Origin of the sequence: Mesorhizobium sp. M1D.F.Ca.ET.043.01.1.1 (assembly GCF_003952385.1) — a bacterium.
Lineage (GTDB): Bacteria > Pseudomonadota > Alphaproteobacteria > Rhizobiales > Rhizobiaceae > Mesorhizobium.
The window spans coordinates 5921006-5934390 of the sequence record NZ_CP034444.1 but is presented as its reverse complement, the minus strand read 5'-3'; the positions used below and the strand labels follow the sequence as shown (position 1 = coordinate 5934390).

13 protein-coding genes are annotated in these 13385 nt (G+C 64.4%); 7 read left to right on the top strand and 6 right to left on the bottom strand.

Features of this window, described 5'->3' with window-relative positions:
* The first annotated feature begins 5 nt into the window (after nt 1–5).
* Both EJ067_RS28405 and EJ067_RS28400 read left to right on the top strand, forming a co-directional pair.
* Nucleotides 6–1304, top strand: a complete 1299-nt coding sequence (locus EJ067_RS28405; RefSeq protein ID WP_126088461.1) for a DUF3419 family protein — start codon at nt 6–8, stop codon at nt 1302–1304.
* Entirely contained in the window at nt 1301–1966 is a 666-nt protein-coding gene (locus EJ067_RS28400) for a class I SAM-dependent methyltransferase (protein ID WP_126088460.1), read from the top strand. The genes EJ067_RS28405 and EJ067_RS28400 overlap by 4 nt, the downstream gene beginning before the upstream one ends.
* A 6-nt stretch (nt 1967–1972) precedes the next feature.
* On the opposite strand, the gene EJ067_RS28395 is transcribed toward EJ067_RS28400, so the two are convergent.
* A complete protein-coding gene (locus EJ067_RS28395) occupies nt 1973–3361 on the bottom strand; it encodes a serine hydrolase (protein WP_126088459.1) in 1389 nt (462 codons plus the stop codon).
* Between EJ067_RS28395 and EJ067_RS34755 the strand changes: the two genes are divergently transcribed.
* From EJ067_RS34755 to EJ067_RS28385, 3 genes are all read left to right on the top strand, one after another.
* A complete protein-coding gene (locus tag EJ067_RS34755; RefSeq protein WP_189510865.1) occupies nt 3339–3536 on the top strand; it encodes a hypothetical protein in 198 nt (65 codons plus the stop codon). The two genes, EJ067_RS28395 and EJ067_RS34755, sit on opposite strands and share 23 nt — an antisense overlap.
* 106 nt (nt 3537–3642) lie before the next feature.
* Complete coding sequence (locus EJ067_RS28390) at nt 3643–4434, top strand: GH25 family lysozyme (protein WP_126088458.1); 792 nt, start codon at nt 3643–3645, stop codon at nt 4432–4434.
* A 174-nt stretch (nt 4435–4608) separates the two neighbouring features.
* Entirely contained in the window at nt 4609–5787 is a 1179-nt protein-coding gene (locus tag EJ067_RS28385; protein ID WP_126088457.1) for a lytic murein transglycosylase, read from the top strand.
* A 17-nt stretch (nt 5788–5804) separates the two neighbouring features.
* Here the strand turns inward: EJ067_RS28385 and EJ067_RS28380 are convergent, their stop codons facing one another.
* The gene (locus EJ067_RS28380) at nt 5805–6701 is read right to left on the bottom strand and encodes a LysR family transcriptional regulator (RefSeq protein WP_126088456.1); all 897 of its coding nucleotides are present in this window, start codon (nt 6699–6701) and stop codon (nt 5805–5807) included.
* 120 nt (nt 6702–6821) lie between these two features.
* On the opposite strand from EJ067_RS28380, the gene EJ067_RS28375 reads away from it, so the two are divergent.
* A complete protein-coding gene (locus tag EJ067_RS28375) occupies nt 6822–7553 on the top strand; it encodes an SDR family oxidoreductase (RefSeq protein ID WP_126088455.1) in 732 nt (243 codons plus the stop codon).
* Here EJ067_RS28375 and EJ067_RS28370 read toward each other — a convergent pair.
* Nucleotides 7550–8770 (bottom strand): alanine racemase, encoded by a 1221-nt coding sequence (locus tag EJ067_RS28370; RefSeq protein WP_126088454.1) that lies wholly within the window; start codon nt 8768–8770, stop codon nt 7550–7552. The genes EJ067_RS28375 and EJ067_RS28370 overlap by 4 nt on opposite strands.
* A 39-nt stretch (nt 8771–8809) precedes the next feature.
* The gene (locus EJ067_RS28365) at nt 8810–9766 is read right to left on the bottom strand and encodes an IS481 family transposase (RefSeq protein ID WP_126063820.1); all 957 of its coding nucleotides are present in this window, start codon (nt 9764–9766) and stop codon (nt 8810–8812) included.
* Nucleotides 9767–10022: 256 nt separating this feature from the next.
* Between EJ067_RS28365 and EJ067_RS28360 the strand changes: the two genes are divergently transcribed.
* A complete protein-coding gene (locus EJ067_RS28360) occupies nt 10023–10943 on the top strand; it encodes a DMT family transporter (RefSeq protein WP_126088453.1) in 921 nt (306 codons plus the stop codon).
* Between the two features lie 423 nt (nt 10944–11366).
* On the opposite strand, the gene metF is transcribed toward EJ067_RS28360, so the two are convergent.
* Nucleotides 11367–12284, bottom strand: a complete 918-nt coding sequence (gene metF / locus EJ067_RS28355) for a methylenetetrahydrofolate reductase [NAD(P)H] (RefSeq protein WP_126088452.1) — start codon at nt 12282–12284, stop codon at nt 11367–11369.
* Nucleotides 12284–13306, bottom strand: a complete 1023-nt coding sequence (locus tag EJ067_RS28350; RefSeq protein ID WP_126088451.1) for a metalloregulator ArsR/SmtB family transcription factor — start codon at nt 13304–13306, stop codon at nt 12284–12286. The genes metF and EJ067_RS28350 overlap by 1 nt, the downstream gene beginning before the upstream one ends.
* Nucleotides 13307–13385: the final 79 nt, after the last annotated feature.

Here is a 13385-nt window from a genome sequence, read left to right as displayed (position 1 = left end):
CTGTCATGACGCTGCGCTACCCGCTTGCGCCAACGCAAACGGGGAATCACCTTGCCATGTCGGATGTTTCGGGAGAACTCGTTTATCGCCGTGGCAAGGAAGTTGGAAAAGCGGTCTATCAGAACCGCGCACTGTCGAAGGACGGCATTTCCGAGCGGCTTTTCGCCTTCCTGTTCTCCGGCCTCGTCTATCCGCAGATCTGGGAAGACCCCGATGTCGACATGGAGGCCATGCAGCTCGGCGCCGGGCATCGGATCGTCACAATCGCGTCAGGCGGCTGCAACATTCTGGCTTACCTGACGCGCTCGCCGGCCCGGATCGATGCCGTCGACCTCAACGCCGCGCACGTCGCGCTGAACCGCATGAAGCTGGAAGCGGTTCGCCATCTGCCCTCGCAGGGCGACCTGTTCCGTTTCTTCGGCGCCGCCGACACCAGCCACAATTCGGAAGCCTACGACCGCTTCATCGCGCCGCATCTCGATCCGGTGAGCCGCCACTATTGGGAGCGCAGGAACTGGCGCGGCCGGCGCCGCATCTCGGTCTTCGACCGCAACTTCTATCAGACCGGCCTGCTTGGCCTTTTCATCGCCATGGGCCATCGCGTCGGCAAGTTGTTCGGTGTCGATCCGGCCGGCATCATGAAGGCCGAGAATATCGGCGAACAGCGCCGCTTCTTCAACGAGGAGCTGGCGCCGGTCTTCGACAGGAAGCTGCTGCGCTGGGCGACGTCGCGCAAGGCTTCGCTGTTTGGTCTCGGCATCCCGCCGGCGCAGTACGACTCGCTGATCACCTCCGGCGACGGCTCGATGGCGAGCGTCTTGAAGGCGCGGCTGGAAAAGCTCGCCTGTGATTTCCCGCTGAAGAACAACTATTTCGCCTGGCAGGCCTTTGCGCGCCGCTACCCGGAGCCCGGCGAGGCCGCGCTCCCTGCCTACCTCGAGCAGGGCAATTACAAGGCGATCCGCGCCAACATCGATCGCGTCGCCATCCATCATGCCAATCTGATCAAGTTCCTCGCCGGCAAGGACGCGGGCTCGGTCGACCGCTTCGTCCTGCTCGATGCGCAGGACTGGATGACCGATGATCTGCTCAACGCACTGTGGACCGAGATCACCCGCACGGCCTCGGTCGGCGCGCGCGTGATCTTCCGCACCGCGGCCGAACCCAGCCTGCTGCCGGGCCGCGTCTCCAACTCCTTGCTCGATCAGTGGCACTACGACAACGAGGCCTCGCGCGAATTCTCGGCCAGGGACCGTTCGGCCATCTATGGCGGCTTCCACCTCTATGTGAAGCGCGCCGTATGAGCACGACGGATCTGCCGGCCAGCCATGCCGAACTGATGGACGGCGTCTATCGTTGGCAGCGCCACATTTATGATCTCACCCGCAAATACTACCTGCTCGGCCGCGACCGGCTAATCGCAGGGCTCGACGTGCCGCAAGGCGGCAGCGGGCTCGAGCTCGGTTGCGGCACCGGCCGCAACATCGTGCTTGCCGCCCGCCGCTATCCCAACGCACGCTTCTTCGGCCTCGATATCTCGGCCGAGATGCTGGAGACGGCGGACGCCGCGATGGCCCGCGAAGGTCTCGCGGCTCGCGTCAGCCTCGCGCGCGGCGACGCTACCGACTTCGACGCCAAGGCGCTTTTCGGTGTCGAGCGCTTCGACCGTGTCTTCGTCTCCTATTCGCTGTCGATGATCCCCGGCTGGGAAAAGACGGTTTCGGCGGCGCTAGCTTCGCTTGCTCCCGGCGGCTCGCTGCATGTCGTCGATTTCGGCCAGCAGGAAGGCCTGCCGCGCTGGTTCCGCGCCCTGCTGCGCGGCTGGCTGCGGAAATTCCATGTCGAGCCGCGCGCCTCGCTGCGCGACGTCCTTGAATCGGTGGCCGAGCGAACCGGCGCAACCTTCCGTTTCAGAACGCTTTATCGCGGCTATGCCTGGCTGGCGGTGATCGCCGCTCCGAAATAGGCGGCGCTACTGGTGTAAGGCTTTCACCAGCGCAGCCACCATGGTCTGCGGTCGATAATTGAGCTTGGCCGGCGTCAGTCCGAGCCGCACCACGACCAGTTGCTCCGACGGGATGATGGCCACGATCTGGCCGTCATGGCCCTCCATCCAATAGGTGTCCTTGGGCAGGCCGGCGGCGGCGCCCGCGCCGGGACTTTCTTCATCGCCCGGCCCCTCGATCCAGACCTGGCCTTTGCCGTAGACTTTCGAGGCCGGCGCGGGCTGCCTCATCCAGTCGACGAAGCTGGCCGGCAGGATCTGCGCGCCGTTCCAGACGCCGCCCTGCAGCAGGAATTGGCCGAAGCGCGCCCAGTCATGCGCCGTGGCATAGAGATAGGACGAGCCGACGAAAGTGCCCTGTTCGTCGGTCTCGAGCACGGCGCTCTTCATGCCGAGCGGCTCGAACAGCGCCGTGCGCGGCCACGCCAGCGCCTTCGCCTTGTCGCCAACCGCGTCCTGCCACAGGCGCGACAGCATGACGGCCGTGCCGCTCGAATAGGAAAACACCTTGCCTACCTCGCCGGTGAGCGGCTTGCCGTTGGCAAAGCCCGCCATGTCCGGCTCGAGATAGAGCATGCGCGTCACGTCGGCGACGTCGCCGTAGTCCTCGTTGAATTCCAGCCCGCTCGACATCGCCATCATGTCGGCAAGGGTGATCGCCGCCCGGCCGTCGGCCTTCCACGGCGCGAACAGGCCCTTGCTGTCGAGCACCATCTTGCCGTCCTTCACCAGCGTGCCGACGATCGCGGCATTCACCGTCTTGGTCATCGACCAGCCGAGCAGCGGCGTCTTGGCCGAAAAGCCGTCGCCGTAGCGCTCCGCGACGATGCGGCCGTTCTTCACCACGACGATCGCGCGCATGCCGGCCCCGGCCATGGCGGCATCGTCGACGACCTTCGAAGCCTCGGGGTTCTGCGAAGCATCCACCCGCTCGCCGTCGGGCCAGAGCGCGTCCGGCAGCGCCGCCGCAGCGGGCGGTGCCGCGCGCAGGATGGTCTGCCGCGCCGTTCCGGTGTCGCCATCCGGAACCGATGCGCAGCCGACACCGTCGCGCTCGACGGCGACGCTCTTGCCCAGAACCCAAAGCAGGCCCGCCGAAACAAGTCCCCTTTCCTTGTCGACGGATACCTTCATCAGCTTGAGCAGCGGGTGGCCTGGCGCCTGCACGTCGACGGCCAGCACTTCATTCGGGTCGCGGCCGGCGATGAAGACGTTGGAGCAGACGATCTTGGCCGAATAGCCGGAGCCGACACGGATCAGCTCGGGCGGCGCAAGGTAAAGCCAGGCGAAGAGCGCGACCGCCGCCAGCACCACGAGGCCCAGCAGCCATTTGATGAACCTCACGACAGCTCGCATTTTTCCCCACCCTTTGGATTTCCGGCTCGCTTTATGTCATCGATTTGCCGCCATTGCTTCCGCAAAATCATGTCTGATGTCGATCGCCGTCAATGGATTATCAACCATGTTCGGCGATCACGGAGGGATGTCGCCCAAAAGTGCCAAGCTTGCTTTGGGACAACGACTTGTGTGAAGAGCGGGCGGCCCTGTGGGGTGGCTGTCCGAAGGGGGCCTGCGTAAGCGACCACCATCAGTGAAGGACCCATCAGCGGCCGGCTGATCCCGGCTCGGGGGATATCATGCGCCGTCTTGCGGCCATCCTGATGCTTACGCTGTTGGGCGCCTGCTCGACCGTCGAGGATCTTTCGCCGCTGTCGCCGTCAGCGCCGACGGTCGCGGTGCGCGCGCCCCGTTTCGAGGATTCCAAGCCGCATGAATGGGATAGCGGCGCGCCCTGGAGCTATGCCATCCACGGCACCGACGTCTCCAAATACCAGACCTCGGTCGATTGGCCGGCGGCCAAGGCCAGCGGCATCTCCTTCGCCTTCATCAAGGCGACCGAGGGCGGCGACCGTTTCGATGACTATTTCAATGAGCACTGGTCGCGCACCAAGGCCGCCGGAATCCCGCGCGCGGCCTATCATTTCTTCTATTTCTGCACGCCGGCCGCCACCCAGGCGCGCTGGTTCATCGCCAATGTCCCGAGGGACCCGTCGGCGATGCCCCCAGTGCTCGACATGGAATGGAACCCGAAATCGCCGACCTGCAGGCTGCGCCCCGACCCCGCGACCGTGCGCAGCGAAATGAGCACCTTCCTCGAAATCGTCGAGCGCCATTACGGCAAGAAGCCGATCATCTACACCTCGCTCGACTTCTTCGACGACAACGGGCTGGCGACGTTCCGCGGCTATCCTTACTGGCTGCGCTCGGTCGCCGGCCATCCGCGCCAGAAGTATGGCAGCCATCCTTTCACCTTCTGGCAATACACCGGCACCGGCATCGTGCCCGGCATGACCGGCAAGTCCGACATCAACGTTTTCAACGGCTCGGAAGCCGCCTGGAACAAGTGGCTGCGGCAGAACACCCGTTGACATCGGCCCCCGTGCCTGCTTTTCGACACGGCGGGCGGCGATATATGCAACCGCTGGTGATGCGGAGCGGCGCACCCCACCGGGGTGCCGAACGGCGCTCCTGAATTTTGAAATCTACGCATGGTCCTGTCTGCGCCGGGCAGCGGATCATGCGCCGGTCTCGAAAGGGAAGCGATGCGATTGCGCGTTGAAATCCTGGCGGCGCTGCTGGTCGGCGCTTTCGCCTGGCCTGTAGCGGCGCAGGAATGCGGCGGCGATTTCGAAGCCTGGAAACAGGGCGTGGCAGCGGAAGCCAAGGCAGCCGGCGTCGGCGCCGCCGGCCTGGATGCGCTGGAAAATGCCACCATCGACGAGAAGGTGCTGGCGCGCGACCGCGCTCAAGGGGTGTTCGCCCAGACCTTCACCCAATTCTCGAACCGCATGGTCTCGGCCTACCGGCTGAAGCAGGGCGCGGCCAACCTCAAGAAGTATGCCGACGTCTTCGCGCGCGCCGACAAGGAATTCGGCGTGCAGCCTGCCGTCATTACGGCATTCTGGGGACTGGAGACCGATTTCGGCGCCGTGCAGGGCGACTTCCATACGCTGGACGCGCTGGTCACCCTCTCGCATGACTGCCGCCGGCCTCAGCTCTTCCGGCCGCAGCTGGTGCCGCTGCTGACCTTGATTGACCGCGGCGTGCTGCCGGTCGACGTCAAGGGCGCCTGGGCAGGCGAGATCGGCCAGACGCAGATCCTGCCGACCGACTACCTCGCCCGAGGCGTCGACGGCGACGGCGACGGCAAGGTCGATCTCCGCAACAGTGCGCCCGATGTGATCATGACCACGGCCGACAAAATCCTGTCGCGCGGCTGGAAGCGCGACCAGCACTGGGTCGAGGAAGTGCGCGTTCCCGACGACATGCCCTGGGACCAGACCGGCCGCACCAACAAGCTGCCGATCTCGCAATGGGCGCAGTGGGGCGTCACCAATCCGGACGGCACGCCGCTGGTCGACAACGGCCTGAAGGCCGGGCTCGCCTTGCCGATGGGCCGCAAGGGCCCCGCCTTCCTGACCTACGACAATTTCGACGTCTATCTGGAGTGGAACCAGTCCTTCACCTACGCGCTCACCGCGGCGGTGCTTGCGAGCCGGCTCGCCGGCGCGCCGCAGTTCGACCCGCGCACGCCGGAGCAAGGCCTCAGCGGCGACCAGATGAAGGCGCTGCAGACCAAGCTCGAGGCCAAGGGCTACGACGTCGGCACCGTCGACGGCATCCTGGGCACCAACACCCGCGAGGCGATCCGCAAGGAACAGATGCGGCTTGGCCTTCCGGTGGACGGGTGGCCGACGCCTGAGTTGCTGGCGAAATTGTGAATGGCGGCGAGATTCCTCTAACCTCGCCTCGACCGCACGAAATCGATGAATGCACGCAGCGCCGGGGGCACGAGCCGGCGGCTCGGATGGTATAGATAGAAACCCGGAAAGCGGGGCGACCACGGTTCGAGAAACCGGACCAGCCTGCCGTTTTCGATCCATGGCTGCACCTGATAATCAATCATGTAGGCCACGCCTGCCCCGTCCAGCGCGGCGTTGAGCAACAGCTCCGTGTCGTTGACGGTGAGACTTCCCTTGACCGCGATTTCCAGCGATCGCTTGCCGCGCGAAAACTCCCATCGGTAGATGTTGCCCCCGCCGGGCCATTGGAAATTGATGCAGCGGTGCTGGTGCAGGTCCTGTGGATGACGCGGCACCGCGCGGCCTTCCAGATAGGCCGGAGCAGCCACCGCTGCCATCTGCAGATCCTCACTCAGCTTCACTGCCACCATATCTTTTTCCAGCCGCTCACCGAGGCGGATTCCGGCGTCGAAACGACCCTCGACAATGTCGGTCAGCATGTCGTCGACGATGACCGTCAGCGCGATGTCGGGATAGGTGCGCTGGAAGTCGCCGAGAACCGGCGCGACGAAGCGCATCGCGGCGACGCGCGGAACGTTGATGCGCAGCGAGCCCCCCGGCCTGTCGCGCGCGGCCTGAACCTCGGCGACGGCGTCTTCCAGTTCTCCGAACGCAACGCCAAGGCGCGTGAACAGCCTCTCGCCGGCCACGGTCGGCGAGACGCTGCGCGTCGTGCGGTTGAGCAACCTCACGCCGATACGCGCCTCCAACAGCCGGATCGACTGGCTGAGTGCCGGCGGCGACACCCGCAACCGCGCTGCCGCACGGACGAAACTGCCTTCTTCCACGATCGCCGCGAACGCCTTGAGCTCGGTGAATTCGGACCCGCGCATTATGTATTCCTGGATTAACAACACAGTCAGATAATAGGCAATTATTCGATCAATTGCATGTCACTATCTCTCAACCCAACGGCCGCCGGCGCAGCCGCGAAGAGTTGAAGGAAGTCGATCATGTCTCAATCGTTGCAGGGCAAAACCGCAATCGTCACCGGCAGTTCGCGCGGCATCGGCCGTGCCATCGTCGAGGGTCTCGCCGCCAAGGGCGCCTCCGTCGTCGTCAACTATGTCGGCAACAGGAAAGCCGCCGATGACGCGGTCGCCGCCATTTCGGCCAACGGCGGAAAGGCGTTGGCCATTCAAGCGGATATTTCCATTCCGGCCGATGTCCGCAGACTCTTCGACGAAACCGAGGACCAACTCGGCGCCATCGACATTGTCGTTGCCAATGTCGGCGTCGCCGTCATGAAGCCGCTCGTCGAAGCAAGCGAGGCCGATTTCGATCTCGTCTTCGGCACCAATGCCAGGGGCACGTTCTTCACGCTTCAGGAAGCGGCCAAGCGTGTCCGCGACGGGGGCCGCATCATTGCCGTCTCGACCGGCGGCACCAAGATGTTCTTCACGCAGACCGCGCTCTATCTCGGCAGCAAGGGCGCCGTCGAACAGTTCGTTCGCGTGCTCTCGCGCGAGCTCGGGCCGCGCGGCGTCACCGTCAATGCGCTGTCGCCGGGCTTCACCGACACCGACCTGCTGCCCGAGCGGGATCGCGCCGTGGCAGCCGGCATGTCGCCGTTCGGCCGGATAGGCGCGCCACGCGATGTTGCCGATGTCGCCGTCTTCCTGGCCAGCGACGCAGCCCGTTGGCTTACCGGCGAGAACATCCAGGCCGGCGGCGGAGTTGCCTAGTCTGCCATGGTTTCCAAGCTCGCAAACCCTTCCGGCGCATCGCCCTCGTCGAACGGCGTCGCCACCTCGACGAACGTATCGGGAAAGAAGCCGTTGAAGCGCGTCCTCAGCGACAGCGAATAGGCGCCGATATGGCCGATCTCGATCCAGTCGCCGGTGTCGACCGTTTCCGGCAGCCAGAACGGCCTGGACAATATGTCGACGGAATCGCAGGTCGCCCCGCAGACCTTGAACGGCACGATGTTCTTCTCGGCGCCATTGCGCGTGCGGATCGCCGGATCCGGGATGAAGCGCGCCGGCAGCGTGATCTTGCCGGTCCATGAATCCGAGAGCGAAGCCCAGATGCCGTCATTGATGTAGAGCCGCTTGCCCTTGCGCAGCAGCACGCGCACGATCAGCGACAGGCAACGCGCTACGATGACGCGGCCGGGTTCGGCCACCAGCGGCATCTCGTCAAACTGGTATTCCTTGAGGTCGCCTGCGAGCCGCGACATAAGTTGGCCGAGTGACGGCATCTCAATGTGCTTGCGATTGGGATCGTGGCCGTATTCGGCCGGAAAGCCGCCGCCCACATCGAGCCCGGCAATGTCGAAAGTCAGCCGGTTGCGCACCCAGTCGGCCGAGGCCAACGCCCGCTCATAGGTGTCCGGGTCCTCGATCTGGCTGCCGACATGGAAGCACAGGCCGACCTTGTAGCCGGTGCGGTTGAGCCGCTCGGCAAGCTCGACCGCGTTGGCGGGCCCGGCGCCGAATTTCTTCGACAGCTCGTAAGCGGCATGGCCTTTGGTCTGGATGCGCACGAAGACGGTGAGAGCGCCCGGATCGAGGTCGAGCGCCCGCACCACGCGCGTCAGCTTGGTGATCTCGTCCTCGTGGTCGAGCGAGATCACCCGGATGCCGTATTTCTCCAGCGCCAGCTTGATGTCCGACTGCGCCTTGACCGGATGCATGTAGAGCATCTCGGCATCCGGCGAGGCGGCGCGCACGGCGGCGAACTCGCCGGGCGAGGCCACATCGAAGGCGCTGACGCCGGCCTCGACCAGCGTCCTCAGCACGATCTGCTCGCCGTTGGTCTTGACCGCATAGGCGGTCTTGCCGGGAAACATGCCCATGAACTGCAGGGCGTCGGCCCTGAGAACCTGCGGGCGGAAGCAGTAGACCGGATCGTCCGGACGAAGCGCCAGTGCCGCCTCGCGGGCATTTTCGAATCGCTGCATGGGGGAATCCTTGATCTGGGCGCGCACAATTAATCCTAGCTAGCTGTGGAGCCTCAACAGGTTGTCCTCGGTTAGAGCGAGGCGACTGATAGGTGTTTTGGACTTTAGGCTCCCGTGGGGACGGTGCCAATTGTATCTGTGCAGCCAGACCGGCAACTCTGCGGCGCGGTGATCTGAAGTCGGATAAGCGATGGCATAAGCCCATTCGCGCAGTGCTGTCTGGATGAAGCGCTCGGCCTTGCCATTGGTCTTGGGTGTATAGGGTCTTGTCCTGACGTGCTTGAGGCCGAGATCGCGGCAGGCCTTGGCGAAGGCCTTTGATCTGTAGCAGGAGCCGTTGTCGGTCATGACGCGGGCTATCGTGACGCCGAGGCTGGCGTAGTAGGCCACCGCCGCCTTGAGGAAGGCGATGGCGCTTTCTTTTTTCTCGTCGGGCAGGATCTGCGAGAAGGCGATGCGGGAGGCGTCGTCGATGCAGACATGGACGAACTCCCAACTGCTGCCGCGCGAGCTGGCATTGCCGGTGCGCTTGCCGGTAATGCGATGACCGATGCGCTCGAAACGACCGAGCTTCTTGATATCGATATGGATCATCTCGCCAGGATGCTCGCGCTCGTAGCGTCGGATCGGCTCGGCCGGTTCGATATCCCGCAACCGCGACAGTCCGGCACGCTTGAGAACCCGGCTAACGGTGGCGGGCGAGACGCCGACCTCATGGGCGATGTGCTTGCCGGTCCAACGTTGCCGCCGCAGCGCCATGATGCGCTCGGCGATCAACGCAGCGGTGGCCTGCGGCATATGGGCGGGCCGCGAGGAACGGTCGATCATGCCGGCCCGCCCTTCGGACTTGTAGCGCTCGACCCAGCGCGCCACGATCTTGGCCGACACGCCGTAGACACGCGCCGCATGGGCTTTGGAGAAAGCGCCTTCTATCACCGACAGCGCCATCTCCTCTCGACGCAGCGGTGTGAGACGGGCATTCTTATGGATGTTCATTCGGATCCTCCGATGGATGCTGAAGCGTGGTAACTCCAGTCTCCTCGGTCCGGTCCGAATGGACAACCTCCCGAAAGCTCACAGCTAGCCGCCAAAGAAAACAGTTCTGTGTCTCGCCTTGGCGCTCGGCCGACTGCACCCTTTCCGCCAACGCCAAACCATCGGTCAGGTTTCGGGTGGCCCTTGCCGCCGGACCGGATATCGTTTGAAGCTGTTCGGCGGCTGAGATTGCGATCGGCCTGGGAGGGTGGACGACATGACGATTACGGTTGGCGCCGCGGCGACGCGCGGCCCGATGACGCTCAAGGACTGGGCGCAGCTCCTGCTGCTCGGCGCGATCTGGGGCGGCTCCTTCTTCTTTGCCCGCATTGCCGTGTCGGAGATCCATCCGCTGGCGCTGGTGCTGTTTCGCGTCGCGATCGCCGCGGCCGCGCTTCAGCTCTATCTGGCCGTCCGCGGCCCGTCCTTCCGCCTCGCCTTTCCTTACGCCGGCCTGTTCTTCCTGCTGGCGCTGACCAACAACGTTGTCCCTTTCTCGCTGATCTTCGCCGGCCAGACCGAGCTCGGCGCCGGCGTCGCCTCGGTGCTCAACGCCACGACGCCGTTCTGGACGCTGATCTTCGCCAATGCGCTCACCACCGACGAAAAGCTCTCATGGAACAAGCTGGCCGGCATCGCGCTTGGCGTTGCCGGGACGGCTGTCATGATCGGTCCTGGTCTGGCTGCCGGCCTTGGCGGGCCGGTCTGGGCCAAGTTCGCGCTGATCGGCGCCTCGCTCTCCTACGCGGTCGCCCTGATGGTCGCGCGACGCTTCAAGGGGGTGCCCTCGCCGGTCATCGCCACCGCGCAGCTGACCGCCTCGACCATCATCATGATCCCCGTGGTGCTGGTTGCCTACGGCCCGGCCCGGCTGCTTTCGGCTTCGCCCCCGGTCTGGGCCGCCGTGCTTGGGCTGGCGCTGCTCTCCACGGCCTTTGCCTATATCCTCTATTTCAACCTCGTCGCCTCGGCCGGCGCCACCAATGCCTCGCTGGTCACCTTGATCGTGCCGGTCAGCGCCGTGCTGCTCGGATTCCTGTTCCTCGGCGAGCGGCTGCAGCTCTTCGAAATGGGCGGCATGGTGCTGATCGGACTCGGCCTGATCACCATCGACGGCCGCCTGTTCGGCCGATGGTAGCGGTGTCATGCCACAGCGCCGCCACAATTTATTCACAACTCCTAAGTCGGCTTTTGCCGAAGAGTTTCAATGGCTAACGGCAAATCCGAAGTCGCAAATTCCACAATCATGTCGCATTGCAGCACGTTTTCCGCTTGCCTGTGACCCAAATGACTCTAGATTCCGGCCATAGCTCTGAAGAGGAGGCTATGGCATGGGACTGACGAGGCCAATCAACGCTTTGATGATTTGTGCCGCTTTCGCATTCATCGGTGCCCTTATCATAGGCGTTCTTCCCTGACCCGCTGAAGCCGGGAAGACCAGCACCGAGAGTAGTCCGAACAGTTCGAAAAGGCCGGGTTTCACCCGGCCTTTTCCGTTTCAGTCCTCACTGTGATCCATGTCGTTCTCCCAAACCGCTGCACACTTCTGGGCGACATAGCATCAGGCTGCCGCCGAGCCGGCCGCCTCCGCCTCATGCGAGCGGATACCGATCATGTGGCAGACGGCAAAGACCAGATCGGCCCGGTTCATCGTGTAGAAATGAAAATCGCCGACGCCGCGCTCGACGAGGTCGAGCACCTGCTCGGCCGCCACGGCGGATGCCACCAGCGCATGCGTCTGCGGGTCGTTCTCTAGCCCTTCGAAGCGCTCGGCCAGCCAAGCCGGCACCAGCGCGCCGCAGCGCGAGGAGAAATTGGCGACCTGGGTGAAATTGTGCACCGGCAGGATGCCGGGCACGATCGGGATGTAGATCCCGGCGCGGCGCGCCCGCTCGACATAACGCTCGTAGAGATCGTTGTCGAAGAAGAACTGGGTGATCGCCCGCGTCGCGCCATTGTCGACCTTGCGCTTCAGCATGTCTATGTCGGTGGCGAAATCCGGGCTTTCCGGATGCTTTTCGGGGTAGGCCGAGACCGAGATGTCGAAATCGCCGACGCTCTTCAGCGCTCCGACCAGTTCGGCGCCGTTGGCATAGCCATCCGGGTGCGGTCGGTAGGCGGTGCCCACGCCCGCGGCCGGATCGCCGCGCAGGGCGACGAAACGGGTGACGCCGAAGTCGGCGAATTCCCGGATGACGGCATCGACCTGGTGACGGGGCGCGTCGACGCAGGTCATATGCGCCGCCGGCGTCAGCGTCGTCTCGTTGAGGATGCGCTTCACCGTGCGCGCCGTGCGCTCGCGGGTCGAGCCGCCGGCGCCGTAGGTGACCGAGACGAATCTCGGCTTGAGCGGCTCCAGCCGGGTGACGGTGTCCCAGAGCCTTGCTTCCATCTCGTCGGTCTTCGGCGGGAAGAACTCGAACGAAACCCGGACCTTGTCGCCAATGTCGGGGCGGCGGGAAAAGCGGAACTGGTTCATCAGGCTGTTTCCCCCATTGGATATGCTTTCGCTGGAAGCGTGTCGTTGGACGGGTCCGCGATCAGAAGGCGGCGATCGCGGCCGAGCCAGAGCTTGACGGTGAGCCTGGCCTCGGCCTGCCCGCGCGGCTCGAATTCCTGGCTGTCCTCGAGATCGATCCCTGCCTCCTCGAACCAGTCTGCGATCTGCCGGTCCGAGAAGCCGAGACGCATATGGGCGTGCTGGTCGCGCAGGAACTCCAGATTATGGGGCGCGAAGTCGACGATGACCAGCCTGCCGGCCGGACGCAGCAGCCTCGCCGCTTCGCCGATGGCGCGTGCCGGGTCGTCGAGATAGTGCAGCACCTGGTGGATGGTGACGAGATCGAAGGCGTTGCGTTCGACGGGCGGTGAAAAGATGTCGCCCTGGCGCACCTGCGCGTTGGCGATCCCCGCCTTGTCGAGATTGGCGCGCGCCACCGTCAGCATCTCGCGCGACATGTCGATGCCGACGCCGCGCCGGTAGAGTGGCGCAAAGATCTCCAGCAGCCTGCCGGTGCCGGTGCCGAGGTCGAGCATCGACTGGAACGGCCGCTTGCCGACGAGCTTGAGCAATGCGGCTTCCACCGCGCGATCGGGCACATGCAGCGAGCGAATACGATCCCAGCTCGCCGCGTTCTCGGAGAAATATTCGGCGGCCCGGTCCTGCCGCTTGCGCTTGACCGCGGCCAGCCGCTCCAGATCGCGCACCACCTGCGGATCAGCCTCGCGCACCCCGGAGACCAGGCGCTGTACGAAATCGCGCGAGCTGTCCGTATCCGACAGCCTGAAGAAGGCCCAGGAGCCTTCCTGGTAGCGGCCGATCAGCCCGGCATCGAGCAGCAGCTTCAGGTGTCGAGAGACGCGCGGCTGCGACTGGCCCAGGATCTCGGTAAGATCAGAGACCGTGAGATCCCCGCGCGACAGCAGAACCAGGATGCGCAGGCGGCTGGATTCGGCCGCCGCCTTCAATGTATCTACCATCGTGTCGAGCGTGACATGCATGAGCGGCTTCTCGCTGAAAGATATAAAGATATGTTTATGTCGAATTTGAAACCCTGGCAAGCACTATGTCGCTTCCGGA

Coding starts and splice junctions, on each gene's coding strand:
- EJ067_RS28405 (WP_126088461.1), top strand. CDS start 6: ATGACGCTGCGCTACCCGCTTGCGCCAACGCAAACGGGGAATCACCTT.
- EJ067_RS28400 (WP_126088460.1), top strand. CDS start 1,301: ATGAGCACGACGGATCTGCCGGCCAGCCATGCCGAACTGATGGACGGC.
- EJ067_RS34755 (WP_189510865.1), top strand. CDS start 3,339: ATGAACCTCACGACAGCTCGCATTTTTCCCCACCCTTTGGATTTCCGG.
- EJ067_RS28395 (WP_126088459.1), bottom strand. CDS start 3,361: ATGCGAGCTGTCGTGAGGTTCATCAAATGGCTGCTGGGCCTCGTGGTG.
- EJ067_RS28390 (WP_126088458.1), top strand. CDS start 3,643: ATGCGCCGTCTTGCGGCCATCCTGATGCTTACGCTGTTGGGCGCCTGC.
- EJ067_RS28385 (WP_126088457.1), top strand. CDS start 4,609: ATGCGATTGCGCGTTGAAATCCTGGCGGCGCTGCTGGTCGGCGCTTTC.
- EJ067_RS28380 (WP_126088456.1), bottom strand. CDS start 6,701: ATGCGCGGGTCCGAATTCACCGAGCTCAAGGCGTTCGCGGCGATCGTG.
- EJ067_RS28375 (WP_126088455.1), top strand. CDS start 6,822: ATGTCTCAATCGTTGCAGGGCAAAACCGCAATCGTCACCGGCAGTTCG.
- EJ067_RS28370 (WP_126088454.1), bottom strand. CDS start 8,770: ATGCAGCGATTCGAAAATGCCCGCGAGGCGGCACTGGCGCTTCGTCCG.
- EJ067_RS28365 (WP_126063820.1), bottom strand. CDS start 9,766: ATGAACATCCATAAGAATGCCCGTCTCACACCGCTGCGTCGAGAGGAG.
- EJ067_RS28360 (WP_126088453.1), top strand. CDS start 10,023: ATGACGATTACGGTTGGCGCCGCGGCGACGCGCGGCCCGATGACGCTC.
- metF (WP_126088452.1), bottom strand. CDS start 12,284: ATGAACCAGTTCCGCTTTTCCCGCCGCCCCGACATTGGCGACAAGGTC.
- EJ067_RS28350 (WP_126088451.1), bottom strand. CDS start 13,306: ATGCATGTCACGCTCGACACGATGGTAGATACATTGAAGGCGGCGGCC.